At 71.2% G+C, this 3,552-nt stretch carries 4 protein-coding genes; 1 reads left to right on the top strand and 3 read right to left on the bottom strand.

What is annotated here, in order from left to right:
* Positions 1 to 165 precede the first annotated feature (165 nt).
* On the bottom strand, positions 166 to 861 hold the full coding sequence (locus ACLN58_RS19685; protein ID WP_415856928.1) for a response regulator transcription factor: 696 nt from the start codon (positions 859 to 861) through the stop codon (positions 166 to 168).
* A gap of 147 nt (positions 862 to 1,008) precedes the next feature.
* Between ACLN58_RS19685 and ACLN58_RS19690 the strand changes: the two genes are divergently transcribed.
* A complete protein-coding gene (locus ACLN58_RS19690; protein ID WP_415856929.1) occupies positions 1,009 to 2,016 on the top strand; it encodes a DUF1259 domain-containing protein in 1,008 nt (335 codons plus the stop codon).
* A gap of 62 nt (positions 2,017 to 2,078) precedes the next feature.
* Here the strand turns inward: ACLN58_RS19690 and ACLN58_RS19695 are convergent, their stop codons facing one another.
* Both ACLN58_RS19695 and ACLN58_RS19700 read right to left on the bottom strand, forming a co-directional pair.
* Positions 2,079 to 3,128 (bottom strand): siderophore-interacting protein, encoded by a 1,050-nt coding sequence (locus ACLN58_RS19695; RefSeq protein ID WP_415856930.1) that lies wholly within the window; start codon positions 3,126 to 3,128, stop codon positions 2,079 to 2,081.
* Positions 3,125 to 3,552, bottom strand: a 428-nt coding sequence (locus ACLN58_RS19700; RefSeq protein ID WP_415856931.1) for an ABC transporter ATP-binding protein, incomplete at its 5' end; no start/stop codon positions are given. The genes ACLN58_RS19695 and ACLN58_RS19700, both read right to left, overlap by 4 nt.

The following is a 3,552-nucleotide window of genomic DNA, read 5'->3' on the forward strand; positions in this document are numbered from 1 at the left end:
CAGCCGCGGACCCCACGGCCTGGAGGCGGTACTGGAGGCTGGCGTCAACGGACTCGTCCAGCGACGCGCGCGTGCTCAGCACAGTCAGGACGCCCACGGCCGCCAGGACAAGCGCCATCGCGAGGGTGAACACGGCCGTGAGCCGGATCCGGATCGGCCATCGGTTCATCGCTGTGCCTCCGCCCGTCCGCCGTCGGCCCGCAGCCGGTAGCCCGCCCCACGGACAGTCTCTAGGGAGAAGACCCCGAAGCGGCGGTCGATCTTCCCCCGCAGTGCCCGGACGTGTACGTCGACCACGTTCGAGTTCGCCTCGAAGGCCACGTCCCAGCAGTTCTCCACGAGCATCTGCCGGGTCAGCACCCGCCCGGGCCGCTCGAGGAAGAACTCGAGGAGGGCGTACTCCTTGGCGGTCAAGGCGATCTCGTCGTTCCCGCGCCAGCACCGCCGTGCCTCGGGATCGAGCCGGAGGTCGCCCGCCGCCAGGACCGTCGGGGCCACGAGCGGTCCCCGGCGGGCGAGGGCCCGCAGGCGGGCCAGGAGCTCCTCGAAGTGGAACGGTTTGGCCAGATAGTCGTCGGCGCCGCTGTCCAGCCCCTTGACCCGGTCGCCGACACCGTCGCGCGCGGTGAGCATCAGCACCGGGGTCAGGACCCCACGCTCGCGCAGCCGCCGGCAGAGCTCGAAGCCGGGATACGCGGGCAGCATCACGTCCAGGACGAGGGCGTCGTAGTCGGCGGACTGTGCTGCGGTGAAGCCCCCGTGGCTGTCCGCAGCCACGTCGACTCCATACCCCTCTTCGGTCAGGCCCCGGCTCAGCAGCCGGGCCATCTTCGGTTCGTCCTCGACGACCAGCACCCTCATCCGTCACCCTCGTCCCGCGTCGCGGCCGCCTTCATGGAAGCTTCATCTGGCCCAAGTACCAATGCACGTGGAACCACCGTTGCAGAGATCGGCCCGAAGAAGGAAACGCGCCGGGACACCGCCCCGGCCGAGAGGACTGAGACCACCATGAGAACCCCTCCCCACGCGCTCCTGAAAGCGGCCGGGATTCCGGTCCTGGCGCTGTTGCTTGCCGGACTGACCGCCTGCGGCGCCCAGTCCGGCACCCCAGGCCACCACACGGACATGACTGCCCACGCCGCCGTGCAGGCAGACGACGACGAAGGCCACCGCAGCCTGCCGATCGCGACCACGGACGCTGACTGGAAGCCCGTGACCGACGCACTCGGGCGCACCGGCAAGTTCGGCGACAACAACGGCGTGTACCGGATCCCGCTGACCCGCACCGACCTTCACGTCACCACCAAGGGCGTGGACATCAAGCCCGGCCTCTCCCTCGGAGGCTACGCCGCGTTCGCCAAATATGACGACGGCGCCATGCTCATGGGCGACCTCGTCGTCACCGAGGCCGAACTCCCCAAGGTCACCGACGCACTCCAGGCCCACGGCATCGAACAGACCGCCGTGCACAAGCACCTCCTCGAGCAGTCCCCAGCCGTCTGGTGGACCCACATCCACGCCATGGGCGACCCCGCCAAGCTCGCCGAAGGGCTCAAGGCCGCCCTCGACGCGACCGCGATCCCCGCCCCCGCAGCCCCGGCCGCGACCCAGCAGCCCGTCGACCTCGACACTACGGCAATCGATTCCGAGATCGGCCGCAAGGGCACCGCCGACGGCGGGATCTACAAGTACAGCATCGCCCGCAAGGAGACCATCACTGACGGCGACCACCTCCTCACGCCCGCCTCCGGGGTCACCACCGGGATCAACTTCCAGCCCGTCGGCGGCGGCAAGGCCGCCATCAACGGCGACTTCGTCCTCACCGCCTCCGAGGTCCAGCCGGTCATCCAGGCCTTGCGCAGGGGCGGCATCGACATCGTCGAGCTCCACAGCCACAGCCTCACGGAACAGCCCCGACTGTTCTACATGCACTTCTGGGCCGTCGACGACGGCGCCAAGCTCGCCAAGGCCCTCCGCCCAGCGCTCGACGCCACCAACTTCAAACCGGCCAGCTAGACACCCATCCCCCCGAAAGAAGGCCGCCGCGGCACCGGGCACCCCGGCGCCGCGGCGGTTCGCTAGTGCTGCGCGACCCCGCGCTTCCAGTAGCCCATGAACGCCACCTGCTCCCGATCGATCCCGCAGTCCTGCACGAGGTACCGCCGAAGGCCCTTCACGAGTCCGGACTCCCCGGCGATCCACGCGTAGAACGGGCGGACGGTCGCCTGCGCGATGCCCGTGGCCTGGCCTTCGCCGAACAGCCGTCGGTACTGTGGCGTGTCCCACATGAGCTCGCGCTCCGGGCCGACGTCGAGCGGCTTGCCCGCGGCTGAGGCCCGGGCCACGAGGTCCGGCCCGGGCGCGCAGAACGGCTCGAGGACCACGCCGCGCACCGCCTCCGCGAGCAGCTCGCCATGGCCGTGGGCGCCCCGCGCGAGCCACGTGATGTCCGAGTCGGCCCGCGTCGGCAGGTCCAGGAAGTCCTCGGCAGCCGGGACCTCGATGATCGCGTGGGCGCGCATGCCGGCGGGGAGGTCGCGAAGGATGCCGCCGATCGCGGGCAGAGCCGTCTCGTCCCCGACGAGGAGCACATGGCGCGCGAGGCCGGGGGCGAACTCGATCCCGGCGCATTCGCCCGAGGCGGCGTTCGGGCCGAACACGAGCGTCTCGGTCCCCGGCCGAGCACTCCGCGCCCAGGCCGCCGCAGGGCCCGAATGCACCGTTCCGTCCCGCCCGGCCTCCGCGTGAAGCACGAAGTCGATGTCGATCTCCGGATACGCCTCGTCGAGCCTGGCCTCCCTGACCGTGTACGTCCGCATCTCGCCGCGGACCTCCGGGGGCAGGGCGAGCCACGCCTGGTACCACGAGCCGTCGTCGTCAGATTCGGCAAGGTCCTCGGGGCGCGGCGGCCGCTGGCCAGGCGCCGGCACCACGAGCTTGACCCTCAGATCCCACGTGGCGCCGTCCGCGTCCGTCGCGAAGTCGCGCAGGGACGAGCCACCGAGCGTGATCCGGCGCATGGCGGGGCTGAGGTCCTGCGCGGCCGTCACCGTGAGCGCGAACGGACGCACGACGGCGCCGCGCGCCCGGGCGCGTTGGGCAGCGCCTCCCGCGTTGGGTCGGCTCATGGCGTGGCTCCTTCAGAAGGGTGGGTGGCCTGGACCGGCCGGTGCCTCCCGACCGGGACGATGAGGGGCGTGCCCGAGACGGGGTCCCGGACGACGCGGGATTCGAGGCCGAAGACGGTCGCGACGAGTTCCTCCGTGAAGACCTCGCCGGGCGCACCCTGGGCGGCGATCGCTCCGTCCTTGAGCGCGACGACGTGGTCGGCGTACCTGGCCGCGAGGTTGAGGTCGTGGAGCACCGCGGCGACCGTGACCTTGCGCGTCGCGTTGAGGTCCCGGATGAGGTCCAGCACCTCGACCTGGTGGGCGAGGTCCAGGAACGTCGTGGGCTCGTCGAGGAGCAGGACCTCGGTCTCCTGGGCGAGCGCCATCGCGATCCACACGCGCTGGCGCTGACCCCCGGAGAGCTCGTCGATGCCGCGGTCTG

This window comes from Sinomonas sp. G460-2, assembly GCF_047759905.1.
GTDB lineage: Bacteria > Actinomycetota > Actinomycetes > Actinomycetales > Micrococcaceae > Sinomonas.